Here is an 11,394-nt window from a genome sequence, read left to right as displayed (position 1 = left end):
GCTGGGATTTATAGTCCCGCAGTTTCGCGGCCGGTTCCATTGATTGCTGGCCAAAGCGTGCGCCTTCAGAAAACTGGCCGACAAACATATGTGCCCGTGCAAGTTGGCTCATTAATCTGCACTGCCTAACTTCATCATGGTCGGCAAGGTCGTCCAGAGCTCTATTACAAAGCTCAATAGCCTCGCTATGTCTCTTACTCGACATCATGCACGAGTCCGCAAAATGGTTCGCGGCATCAGCGGCGAGCGCTACATGGCGTATTCCACGGGCGGCGTCCGAGGCTTCTTTCAAGGCCGCTATCCCCTCCGGCAACTGACCCAGGCTGTCGTGGCTTCGACCAATCAGGATTTTGGCTTTAATCGTTTCGACACTGTTATCGTCCCCAAGATTTTCGGCAGCTTTGAGCGTTTCTTTAGCGTTGACCATCGCCTCTTGGCTAGCGGATCGCGCCAATGCCATTTCGGTCGCCGTCTGCCATTTGTCGAACGCAGCACGCCATTCTTCGGCCTCTGAAAGATGGCGGGCAACCAGCTCGGGTCGACGTTCAATCTCTGCTGAACGCAACTGCATCAAAGCACGAGCCACGTTTGCATGTTGTTGTCGGCGGGTGGAGCCTAACATGGATTGATAGGCGGTGTCCCGAATAAGGGCATGACGGAAAACGAAATGCCCTCGATTGTGCCCGCTTTCAAAGATCAAACCCGTTCGGGACAGCTCTTCTATACGAGACTGAGTCTCCGCACTGGCAAGACCTATTGCGGATGCCAGCAGACCAGGCTCGAACTCCCTCCCAATGACGGCACCTGTTAACGCGACCTGTTTGGCCTCTGGCGAGACCGCGTCAAGACGTGCCATCAATGTGCCTTTCAAAGACGAAGGTATGTGAACTTGCCTGTGTTCGCCCGCCTCAACAATCGCTCGGGCCAGCTCCTCTACGAACAACGGCACACCGTCCGTCTTCTCAATAATTGTGGCGATCAGTGCATCGTCGGGTACTTTTCCGATAACATTGCGCACCAAGTTCGAGACATGGGTTGTATCAAACCGACGCAGCTGGAGCGTATGTACGTGCGCTTCCCCATCATCACGGACAAGTTCCCAGCCGGGCCTATGGGTGATCAAAATCATTAAGGGCAGATCTGCACAAATTGCTTTGAAGCGATCCAAAAGGGCTTGGGTGGAAGGATCAATCCAATGGGCGTCCTCAACGCAAAGAATAACAGGGCGCGTTCTTGAGCGTACCTGAACCGTTTGGATCAAAGTCTGAATCGTGAGGTCACGTTGCTCCTGCGGTGACATATCGAGTACGCTTCGGGCAAGAGCACTGTGGGGCGCAACCAGCGCGGCAAAGACGGGTAGAACCTGTTCCCAGTCCAAGCCTTCCCGGCTTTCCAACATTTTTTTTACAAGATCGAGAATTTGATCGTCATCAAAATCTGTCCCCACACCAGCGTCCTGAGAAATCCTCTGGGCGACAGGGTGGAACGGGCTGCTGGTAAGGTAAGGAGAGCAGTTCAGCCTGATAATATCAGCTTCGCTAGTCGCTACAGCGTTAGCGAGAAATTCTTCCGCCAATCGCGATTTACCGATCCCAGCTTCACCGGCAAGCAGAACAACTTCGCCCTGACTATTCTGAGCACGCAGCCATGATTGCAAAAGGATACCTTTTTCGTAGTCGCGGCCAATCATAACGCTGCCGATTTCGTCCCTGTAGGACGCTCGAAATCGGCTTTCCGCGCTGTGTTCTGATACGACAGTCAAAAGGTTCCGCGGCTCTTTGAAGCCTTTCAATCTAGTTAATGCACGAGGCGCCAACTCAAATAGCCGATGCAAAGTTTCTTCGGTTTCCTCAGCAGACAATACAACCGAGTTTGGTTCTGCGTGCTCCTGAAGCCGTGCTGCCAGATTGACGATCGGACCCGTCATCGCTCCTTCTTCGTAGGTGTTTTCACCGATCGTATCGCCAACTACCACGTCGCCACTCGCGATGCCAAACCTGGCTGACAAACGCTCACCGTCAGGTGTTTTAAGCTCTCTGACCCGCCGAACGGCTTCAAGACCAGCCTTTACGGCGCGAACTGCATGATCTTCATAGGCTGTCGGCCAGCCGAAAAACACCAAAAGGCCGTCACCCAAAAATTTCGAGACGTAGCCGCCGTACCTGCTAACTGCTCCTGCAACCGCATCCTGGTATCTCCGCAGCAGCTCGCGCATGTCTTCGGGGTCAAACCGATTAGTCAACTCCGTCGAGGCGACGAGGTCCGCAAACAAAACTGTTAAGTGACGCCTTTCTGCAATCCCCAATGAAGCAGGCTTCCTCGCGGATGTTGCCTCGTCTTGCGACCCATTGGAAATGGGGGGGCGACCGACTTCGTCTTCATCAGCGTCTATGGATTTTGGTGGATGATACTGTCGCTTTTGGCTAATCAAGTCCTGAACCGCTTCCAGGATGATTTTTCGGTGACCCAGACTAACCCCAAGTTCTTTAAGGTCTTCGTTTGATAGCAATGGCAGGACACGCTCGTCGATATCATTCTGGGCAAAAGCGTCGGCGTATTGATCCAGTTCGAGATCTTTCAGCCATTTGTGGATTTCAACTACCATAATGGGATCATGCTGAGATACGGGGCGTTAATCAAGAAAACGCTGTAAACACAGACGGTTTTTGGCGACAAAACGTCCGCATTGCCTTTGACAGAAATGACACTTGGTTATCGAACCTTGGCGGGACTCAGTGGGTTCTTGCGCCTAGTTCTCCCACAGCGTGCATTTGCTGCGTTGCCGCAAAAGGCAATTCTGTCCGCATTGCATTCGATCGCGGCAACTTGCGTAAACGTCTACTTTGCGGACATTTCTGCCATTCGTTGCAGCATGACACCTATTACCAGTCACAAATAATTCAGGTGTTTAGATACCCAGAATAGGATTTCGGCAAGAACCCCAATTGCACCTGCTTTTTCAGTCACTACCAACGCTGTTCCAGATGTACCAAATGGTAGAGCTTCGAAATCGGAACTGTCAGATAATTCGATCAGTACCGGGTAGCTTGAAATACCGGTTAGCTCTCGTATTGAAGGAAGGCCTGAACGCAGATCCAGTGTCCCTTCGGCGGAGCCGACCGGCAAAGCAACAATGGTGCCAGAGAGCTCCGTGCCCGGCTGCGTACGCAGCGCCAACCTGATTTCGTCTCCGATATTCACATTTTGACGACTGGATTGCGGGAGGGAGGCTACAATGGCGAAATCCAATGGATCAATGAAGGTTATCGCACCTTGAAAAGTGGTGGCGCGGTTTCCAGGCCGTAGCGTAACAGCAGAAACGACACCATTTCCTGGTGAATGAACCTCTGTCTCTTCAAGACTCCATTTGGCTTGTTCCAACGCCATTTCAGCTTCGACAATTGCGGCGTCTCGACCATCTATAGTAGCAGCAATTCGACGCTCTAGTCCCTTCTTGCGCGCTTGAGCTGCTCGGATACTAGCGGTTAGTTGATCAATCGTTGCCACGGCTTCTTGAAGTTGAAAAGTTGTCGATGCGCCTCGTTCTTCTAACTGAAGGATATCATCGCGCCTCTTCTGTCCGAAGAGAAGCTGGACATTCAAAGACTCGATTTCTGCCTCGGCTGCGGCGAGGTCAGTCACCAATTGGTCTGCAGAAGACTTCGCCGTTTCTAGAGAAGCCTCAAGGCGTGATACTTCAGAGGCAAATACGTCAGGGTCAATTTTGAAGAGTAGATCGCCTTTGCTAACCGATTGATTGGCCTCAACAGCTACCTCGACAACTGTTCCCGATACATTAGGTGTAATGTTTGTCTCAATCCCTTGAACTGAAACTGGACCAGTGGGTGTCGTGTGATTAAGAGCTCCTATTACTACAAGAGCAATCGCTGCTGCGCCAGCGTAGATAACCGTTTTCCAAAACCGGTTCCACGGGAGCCATTTAAGCTTGGAAAACACCAACCAAATCAAGCCGAAGTAAAGACATAAGACGATGAGCATCAATTAACCTCCGAAACAGCGCAAGTTCCCTATCGCGCTTACAAACGCCAAAAAACTCGAACTATAAGGCATGGATGTCTCGAAACATATCGCCGTTCTCCCGATGCCAACAGCCTTCCAGGAAACCGCCTCGTTCAGGCAATTCTGAAAGTTCTCGTCCAGCTCAGTCCACTTATTCTAGGAAATAGTTTTAGTGACCGCGATGAAAACAAGGTAGGTGCTTATTTTTGCTGCTAAATTGTGATTTTTCCGCTCCCTGAAGCTAAGCCTGTCCAAAAGATCCGGTGGCATAAGTTGGGGAACGGTCCACTTACTCATCGTCCCCCGCCGAACTGGATGAAATTATCCAACATGGTTGACTTATAGCCAAAATACTTGGTCGAAACTGGCTTTCAGACTGTCTCCATAAGCGTGTCCGAAAGCACATCCTCGGAGAGCGCCCCCGGTGCGCCTATTGCGACAAGCCTTGTTTCGGGTTTGCGGTCACCCCAAGCACCATCCCGTGCGATGTCCATTCGTTTTCCAACCACCTGAACAAGAATGCGATGATCTGGATCCTCCTCGCTGAAAACAAAACCCTTGAGGCGATAAACGTCGCCCGGAAGCTTCCGAATTGCACTCCGGAGGGAAGACAGGCTTATTGGGCGTTCAGCTTTCATCATAGTTGTTGAGAAGCTGTCTGAGTGATCAGAGTGGTGGCAACCACAATCTGGCCCATGTTCGTGATGATCGGGTATTTCTGTTTCGAGCTGTTCGGCGGCAAAGCGACCGACTGAAAGAAGTATGTCCAGAGGGACGTCTGCGTTTACAGCTTCGACAAGACGATAGCGACGGAAGCGAGAGCCAAGCCAGTCGTGCACCTTCTGAACTGTGGCCCTGTCGACAAGATCAACCTTGTTCAAAATGACCATGTCCGAGAACGCAATTTGACGAAGCTTCAGTTCCATTTGTTCTGGCGCAGCAAATAGCTGTTCCGCATCGACAAGACACATTAGGCTGTCCAAGCGGATCATGTCCCGGAACCGTTGATCCGTAAACGTCATCGCGATTGACGATGGATCCGACACTCCGCTTGCTTCAAGGACGATGTATTCTGGTTTCTCAGGCCGAGCGAGAACAGCTTCTACCGTTTCGATCAAATCATCTCGTATCGAGCAGCAAACGCACCCATTAGCCAAGCTCATCACATCATCTTCGAGGCCAACCACCAAGTCGGCGTCTACGTTTATTGATCCAAAGTCATTCACCAGAACTGCCACTCGCAATCCGTGATTACCGGTAAGGATCCGGTTCAAAAGTGTCGTCTTACCGGCTCCAAGAAAGCCGGTAAGGATCGTAACAGGGATCGCAGAAGTCGAACCAAATTCAATCATTGTTCGATCTCCTCTCAGTCTTCATCACGCGAGCCGATTACATCCGAAACTCTGATGGTAAAGTCTTGCGGCCAGTCCCCGCCGGGTGCTCGGAAAACGTCAGTTGGGTAGTATTCGCGTGGATCGATCTCCATATCTCGGTACTTCTGGTCTTGCTGGTCTGCGCGGGTGAGTCTTGGGTTCGGTAATGTGATTTCATCCGGAAGCTCAATACGCCCGGCTTCGGCCGCCGCAGCCAGTTCACGAAATGGTGGCACTGTACCGGATTTTCCGGGCAGTGCAGCTTTCCTGTACCAGATTGCATCCTTGGTCACGTTCACAACGGCTACATCGAGACCCCATTGGAACAGACCGTCATAGTGGGCGCGAATACCAGCCAGCATTTCAGCGTCGATGTCTTCATCCTGGGTATAGTGTGTCACCATTCCCAAACGCGGCCTTGTGTCAGCAAAGAGCTTACCCACGGCATAGTGGGAGGTGTGATGCGTATCGATAGTGTAGTTAAAGAGATCTTGTGGGATACCGTATTTGTAGGTCATCAACTGACCAATATCCTGCCCCGACATTTCGGTTACAAAGACATCAACGCCTTCGCCGTATTTTCGTGAAAGCTCATCTGGGCGACCATCGCCGGTCCAAACAAAGCTCAGACCATTCCAATCGAGCCGATAACCAACCGCACCGTCCTTGGCATGACTTCGCGGCCAAGACCGAACAGTCACACCGTCTTCGTCATAAACAATACCACCTTCCTGGCGGAAATCGAATTCATTGACTTCGATCTCGTAGCCGTCCCCAATCGGGAAAACATCAAAGGCCTCCAGATGCCATTTGAGCATCTGTTGCATGCCTTTGACCATTCCAGCTGTGCCAAGCTCGGGCGTTCGACCTGACGGCCCATGGATGCGTAGTGGCGTGTAGCCACCCGACCAGGCCCGGAAGGGGTAAATATACGGAATGTCGGCATAGTGGTCGACATGCAGGTGAGAGATGAAGATGTCGTTGATCAACTGCCCAGGCACTTGCATCGCAATGATGTTGCGGACACAACCGGACCCAAAGTCGAAGAAGAACCGTTTTCCATTCCCCAACTCCACCATGATACAAGTACCCGCCTGATCTTCGCGCGGCGGATATGGTGTTGAGCCGCAGAATGAGATGCGCATCTCATCTGGCCCCAACTCCTCACTAAGCGGAAAATAGTTCGCATTTGAACCGGTCATGTACTTCGTAGGACGGAAGTACTCCGGCAATGATATGCCACCTGCGGGACGACCACCATATGGGTTCTTGAGTGTTTCTCCTAGAGGGCCGTCTCCTTCGTGGGCCTCGGCAGTTCCTGCCGCAAACCCAGCCGCCCCTGTGGCAGCCGCTCCAGTGGCCAAGCCCTTTAGAACACTCCGCCGCGACGGGTCTTCAATTTGATCTGACGCCTGAACCTGTTTGTCGTCCTGGTCTTTTCTATTGTCTTCCTTGGTCATGGATTGGTCCTCAGTTAGAGTATCTCACAGGTTGCGCTTCAACATCCGGCGAAGCTCGTTGATGAGTTCAGATTTGATGTGGGCCCATTCGGCGCGCTCTGAGGCCGTGATCGATGCGTCTTTCGAAAACGCAGATGCTTTCTTCAGGTCCTTGATGACCTCGCCGAGTAGTGCATCCGTTTCGATGCGCCCCGACAGCACATCGGAAAGTTCCGGAATTTCTTCAATCAGGTTCACCGTCACTGGAAAAATCCCGACGCCCACTATCTATTCTCAAATCAAGATGAGTGCGGTTGACCGCAAAGGCCAAGTGAGTCACCGTGAGTTGGGGGTGAGTTGACATTGAACAAATCAAACGATTTGCCAATAAATCAACAAGTTGGCCAACCTTCTCCGGAACTCATCCGGGAAGCTCTGAGTCGAATTGTATCAAGCGACGGATTTCAAGCTTCACCCCGACTCACGCAGTTTCTCACCTATATAGTCGAGGAAACTCTATCTGGTCGAAGCGCTCAGATTAGAGGCAAAGCTATCGCTGTTGAGGTCTATGGGCGGCGCATAGATGGTACTGGTGGTCAAAATCTGGTTCGCGTTGAGGCTAGGCGACTGCGTCGTCTTTTACATCAGTTCTACGAAGATCACTGGGACGGCAACGGAGTTCGCATTTTTGTTGATCCCGGCGGATACAAGCCGCGGTTTTCATACGATTCTACAATCGAAGACCGTACATCAAGTGAACTGAAGAGCGACAATCCAGTTGGCCGTTGGCGTTCGCGGCAACTGCTGCCTGCTGGACTAGGTGTTGTTGCATTAGTCGCTGTGCTTGGCATCTGGATGAGCCAGGATAACAGGGAGGTTGTGCCGACAACTCGATCCATCGAGAAAGCAGAACGTGTGGCGCTTGGTGAACAATCATTGACGAGACTCCAGGCGGCCAACATTGCAGACCAAGCCCGAGGCATGTTTTTTCCCGTTTTTGATGTCAAACGTCAGCAGATAGCACTGGGAATGTTCCAGCACGCGATGGAACTCGACCCGGCTCTGTCCGACGGCTATGCCGGATCAGCGCAGGTCCTGGCGATCCTGGCGGTGTTGACGCCGGATGAATCACAAAGGGATGATTTCTCCAATCAAGCTTCAGAAATGTCTGAAAAAGCGCTTCAATTGTCCCCGGCCGACGCCTGGGCAAACAGCGCAAACGGTTGGGTGCTGGCTGTCAAAGGCCAGCCTAACGAGGCATTGAAATACGCAAGGATGTCGGTCGAACTGGCGCCGAATGATGGCCATATTCTCGATCTTGCAGGTATCTCCGCCATCTTGGCTAACGCCCCGGAATTTGCTGCCGAGGTTAGCAACCCGGAGAGACCCAAATCAGGATCCGGGAGGTTTGGTGCGAGAAACATCTGGGGCGTCTCGCAACTTATGCTCGGGAACTACGAAAATGTTGTTGAAGCCTTTCAGGGAGCGCCAGCTGCTGGAGCGCCAGTCAGTGCTCCTTCGCTCTTGTTCCAAGCCGTTGCGCACGATCAGTTGGGAAATTCAGAAGAAGCACGACGGCTCGTTGCTGAAATGCGCAGGACATGGCCTGAGTTTCCGTCCGAGTTTCTCGCCGATAGGATTTTCCACAACGACGTCAATACGCGAAATATGATACAAGAGACATTGAGTAGATATCCGCCCGGGTAATGTCCTGGTTAGCGCCTCCAACCAAAGTTACATTTTCTTGCGCAGTCGATTTTCAACGCGTCCCTAGTTCATGCCACGGAAATGTTATCTGTTTCCAAAGGGTGGGTCCGCTTTGGGCTAAGAACAGTCATCTGACATATTCAGAAGGACATTGACGCAGTTCTAACGGCTTAGTGCCTGCCATGCGGACAAAGCCGACATTACCGCTTTGGGCGCAAACGTCCTTGTTTCATTCTGCGATCAAGCTGCTCTCATCCTTGACGACGCGCAATAGCACATCTAATCAAAATTTATCTGCCAACCGGCACGACCCGGCCATTAGACAGCGTTTCGTCAGGACGACCTGATACAACCGAGGTCGAAGATGACAACCCAAAACAAGCATGCAAAGAAACGGATCGAAGGTAGACCCGCACTGATCGTGATCGACATTCAAAAGAGCACATTCATTGATGATCGCGAAGTGCGCTCGATTGATAATATGCCCGGCTACAGGGAACGCATGACCGCAGCGCGCGATCTGGTAGACGCAGCGCAAGAGTACAAGGTGCCCGTCATCTTCATTCAGGAGGTGCCTCGTTCCGATCACATCGACTTTGGTAGGGAGCTGGATGGCGATGAGGACATACACTGTCTCGAAGGCGATCCGCGGACGGAAGTTGCCGAAGAAGAATTGGGATATCGCGTCGGCGACTATCTGGTTCCGAAAAAACGTTATTCTGCGTTTTTTGGAACCGACTTCGAAATTCTATTGCGCGGCCTGAAGGTGGATACTCTGATACTATGCGGAGAGCTGACTGATGTCTGTGTGCACTACACGCTCGTAGATGGCCACCAATCAGATTACTTCTGCCGCGTTGTAGAGGATTGCGTCAGCGGGTCATCCATCCAAGCCCATGAAGCTGCACTAAGTGCAATGGAATATTTGCAAACCGGCGCTGTTCAGAACCGTGAAACAGTGATCAAGTCAATCTCGTTGCTCTAACTTGCCATTGAGCTTTTTAACAGCAAAATTGTTAGAAACTAAACCCGATCTGACCATTCGTCATACGTTGGGAAGTTGGTAGGGTTGAGCTTGGTGAAGCCGCTCGGAAGAATTTCGAGAGGGCCGGTTTGCGTAGCAACCAGCTGCTCAGTTTTTGGGTGGTTCGTAGGGATCGGACGTTCCCGGTGGAATCGGAGGGTATTCCTCGAAGGTAGCGATGTGCTCTTGCAGCTGCGGAAGCGCCTTTTCGACCGCCCACGTGTAAGGGAAAAGTACACTTTCGCGCTCGTGTGGATCGTTCAATAGATTGTAGACCCTTGGTGTGTCGAAAGACTCCGTTGCACCAAAAGCCGTCGTATTCTCTTTGAAAAGAACTTTCCAATCCTTCCATTTTACGCCGAATATTTGCTCTCCCATGTAAACGATCACGCCTTCTCGGTTTGAATTTGGCTGGACACCAAGAAAGAACTTCGACTGGTCGATACCATCAAAGGCCCTGTCATCAGGCACCTTGCCGCCTGCAAATGCCGCAAGTGTCGGATAGAGGTCCATCGAATGGACAACATCGTTGCTTGCTGAACCCGCGGGAATCTTACCCGGCCACTTGATCGCAAAAGGCACCCGCATGCTTCCTTCGAGGCTGGTGAACAGAGTGCCACGCCAGGGCCCGGCGGTGCCATGTACCGCTGGCACGGGCGAGACATTTGCGTTTCCAACCGGAAGAGCTTCGGGGCCATTGTCAGCAGTAAATATCACCACAGTGTCGTCGGAAACACCTGCCGCCTCGATCGCATCAACGATGCGCCCGACATAGGTATCCGTTTGAAGCAGAATATCGGCCCAAACACCATTACCGGTGGCGCCATCAAATTCCTCGGACGCGATATTTGGATAGTGAGTCTGAGTATAGGCAAGATAGATAAAAAACGGCGCTTCTTCGGCACTCTTCGCTTTGATAAACTCGATAGCCTTTTTCGTCAGGTCGCCGTCTATCTCGCCGCGATAGTCGAGATCGTAGTCCCGCGCGATGGTTGCTGGCTCACCTGCAACACCCTGCATCACAACAGGCTCTTCCAAGTTGGCTTCAGCAAATCCCGGAAGCGTGCGCCAGACTGTAACGTCAGTGGTCTCAACTCCGAAAAATTCGTCGAATCCTTGATTCGTTGGATATCGTCCTTCGGTCCAGCCAAGGTGCCACTTGCCGTACATGGCCGTGTTGTATCCCACATCCTTTAGCATCTCGGCCATCGTGAATTCCCACTGAGTTAGGCCGTAGACACCGCCGCCTAGTGGGACCGTGTGGTTGCCGCTCCGGATGCCATATCGTCCCGTCATGGTCGCTGCGCGGGACGGCGTGCACTGGCTTTCCACGTTGAAGTTCGTGAGTCGCAGTCCCTCCGCAGCGAGGGCATCCATCTCGGGGGTCGCTGTACCTCGGATTATGCCACCTCCATTGAACCCGGGTTCACCCCAACCAAAATTATCTAGAAATATGAATACGATGTTTGGTTTATCTTGAGCTGAAGCTCCCGTGGCAAATTGAAGGGATAAGGCCAGTAGGAATGTTCGCGACAACCATTTCATAACAACGCCTCCAATCAAGATCACAGGTTCAAGTCTGACGATCCAGGCCACAAGTCGTCAAGAACACCCACTCGTTGCGGTATTTTCTCACAACGGCTGAGCGTTAAAGAATTGGGCGAAGCTGCGGTCCGATTTTGGTCGAACTTCCCCCGGGGTCCTTGTGCAAAACTAAGAAAAACTGTTGTTTTCCTTGACGAACAGCCAGCTCAGATGTTGCCATGGGCTAGCATTCAGCTCGGCTGGGAGGTTCAAATGAAGTTTTTTCTGACGACATCAACAGCAATAG

8 protein-coding genes are annotated in these 11,394 nt (G+C 51.9%); 2 read left to right on the top strand and 6 right to left on the bottom strand.

Annotation, left to right across the window (positions count from 1 at the left end):
* The 5 genes from ACRZ9U_RS20030 to ACRZ9U_RS20010 form a co-directional block, all read right to left on the bottom strand.
* Positions 1-2,605 (bottom strand): AAA family ATPase (locus ACRZ9U_RS20030; protein ID WP_480902817.1); only part of this gene is annotated, 2,605 nt, incomplete at its 3' end.
* 284 nt (positions 2,606-2,889) lie between these two features.
* The gene (locus ACRZ9U_RS20025) at positions 2,890-3,999 is read right to left on the bottom strand and encodes an HlyD family secretion protein (RefSeq protein ID WP_170402055.1); all 1,110 of its coding nucleotides are present in this window, start codon (positions 3,997-3,999) and stop codon (positions 2,890-2,892) included.
* A 392-nt stretch (positions 4,000-4,391) separates the two neighbouring features.
* The gene (locus ACRZ9U_RS20020; protein ID WP_170402051.1) at positions 4,392-5,372 is read right to left on the bottom strand and encodes a CobW family GTP-binding protein; all 981 of its coding nucleotides are present in this window, start codon (positions 5,370-5,372) and stop codon (positions 4,392-4,394) included.
* Positions 5,373-5,386: 14 nt separating this feature from the next.
* Positions 5,387-6,853: a guanitoxin biosynthesis MBL fold metallo-hydrolase GntH gene (gntH, locus tag ACRZ9U_RS20015; protein ID WP_480902813.1), complete on the bottom strand. Its 1,467-nt coding sequence runs from the start codon at positions 6,851-6,853 to the stop codon at positions 5,387-5,389.
* Between the two features lie 24 nt (positions 6,854-6,877).
* Positions 6,878-7,096: a hypothetical protein gene (locus tag ACRZ9U_RS20010; RefSeq protein WP_170402049.1), complete on the bottom strand. Its 219-nt coding sequence runs from the start codon at positions 7,094-7,096 to the stop codon at positions 6,878-6,880.
* Positions 7,097-7,189: 93 nt separating this feature from the next.
* Between ACRZ9U_RS20010 and ACRZ9U_RS20005 the strand changes: the two genes are divergently transcribed.
* Together ACRZ9U_RS20005 and ACRZ9U_RS20000 are read left to right on the top strand one after the other, a co-directional pair.
* Positions 7,190-8,539: a tetratricopeptide repeat protein gene (locus ACRZ9U_RS20005; protein ID WP_170402046.1), complete on the top strand. Its 1,350-nt coding sequence runs from the start codon at positions 7,190-7,192 to the stop codon at positions 8,537-8,539.
* A 364-nt stretch (positions 8,540-8,903) separates the two neighbouring features.
* Positions 8,904-9,524 (top strand): cysteine hydrolase family protein, encoded by a 621-nt coding sequence (locus ACRZ9U_RS20000; RefSeq protein ID WP_170402043.1) that lies wholly within the window; start codon positions 8,904-8,906, stop codon positions 9,522-9,524.
* 147 nt (positions 9,525-9,671) lie between these two features.
* Here the strand turns inward: ACRZ9U_RS20000 and ACRZ9U_RS19995 are convergent, their stop codons facing one another.
* Positions 9,672-11,159 carry an arylsulfatase gene (locus ACRZ9U_RS19995; protein ID WP_480902809.1) on the bottom strand — a complete coding sequence of 496 codons (1,488 nt, stop codon included), beginning with the start codon at positions 11,157-11,159 and terminating at the stop codon, positions 9,672-9,674.
* Positions 11,160-11,394: the final 235 nt, after the last annotated feature.

It is taken from the genome of Ruegeria sp. D7, from assembly GCF_056534355.1.
The sequence above is the reverse complement of the archived record's forward strand: the minus strand, read 5'-3'. Positions and strand labels throughout refer to the sequence as shown.